This is a genomic window from Vibrio sp. D173a (assembly GCF_030248475.1).
This window is the reverse complement of the sequence record NZ_JAHGAH010001282.1, coordinates 1-1,069: the sequence shown is the minus strand read 5'-3', so window position 1 is coordinate 1,069 and position 1,069 is coordinate 1. Positions and strand designations below refer to the sequence as shown.

Sequence of the window (1,069 nt, the reverse complement as noted above, 5' to 3'; positions counted from 1 at the left end):
GAGCCAGTAGTACTGGATCAGGTCAGTATGTTTGCCGATGGCGTTGCAGTTAAGCGCATTGGTGAAGAGACCTTCCGCCTATGCCAGCAGTACATCGATGGCCATATTGCCGTTTCTAGCGATGAGATCTGCTCTGCAGTAAAAGACATCTTTGAGGATACTCGTGCGATAGCCGAGCCTTCTGGTGCGCTTGCTCTGGCAGGTTTGAAGAAGTTTGCTGAGCAGAACCAACTGCAAGGCAAGCAACTGGCGACAGTACTGTCTGGTGCCAACACCAACTTCCATGGTCTGCGTTATGTGTCAGAGCGTTGTGAACTTGGTGAGAAGCGCGAGGGTTTGCTTGCGGTGACAATTCCAGAACGCCAAGGCGCTTTCCTCGAGTTCTGCAATATCATCGGCGGCCGTGCTGTGACAGAGGTTAACTACCGTCATAACGACGATAGTCTAGCGAATATCTTCGTCGGTGTACGCCTCAATGGTGGGCAGGAAGAGCTCGATAGCATCATCTCAGACCTTCGTGAGGGCGGCTATCCGGTAGTCGACCTCTCAGATGATGAGATGGCGAAACTGCATATCCGCTATATGATTGGTGGTAAGCCATCTAAGCCATTGAAAGAACGTCTATACAGCTTTGAGTTCCCAGAGTACCCAGGTGCTCTGATCAAGTTCCTCGATACGTTGGGCACGCACTGGAACATCAGCCTGTTCAACTACCGCAACCACGGTGCAGACTACGGTCGTGTTCTGTGTGGCTTTGAACTGAGCGACGACGATCTTGCACAATTCTCAACTCATCTACGTGAGCTTGGCTACCAATGCAAAGATGAAACCGATAACCCTTCGTACAAGTTCTTCTTGTCCTAACAGATTGTTATTTAATAAAAAGAGCGAGTATTAACTCGCTCTTTTTGATCTTACCTGTAAAGATCGTTCAACTAGATCGCCTTGCGATGATCCAACCAGTCTCGATGCAATTGATCACTGGATCCTAAATAATTCCCCATCCACTCGATCAACTTATGATTGTCGTCTTTGCGCCACACAAGACAGCACTGATTGAGAGGGCTCG

The 1,069-nt window shown here is 49.0% G+C and carries 1 protein-coding gene and 1 pseudogene; one reads left to right on the top strand and one right to left on the bottom strand.

Features of this window, described 5'->3' with window-relative positions; genetic code table 11:
• The coding region (gene ilvA, locus KIV40_RS32865) for a threonine ammonia-lyase, biosynthetic (protein ID WP_285353563.1) at window positions 1-864 on the top strand (864 nt) is incomplete at its 5' end.
• A gap of 71 nt (window positions 865-935) precedes the next feature.
• Here the strand turns inward: ilvA and KIV40_RS32860 are convergent.
• Window positions 936-1,069: pseudogene (locus KIV40_RS32860) on the bottom strand (LysR family transcriptional regulator); the annotation flags it as partial.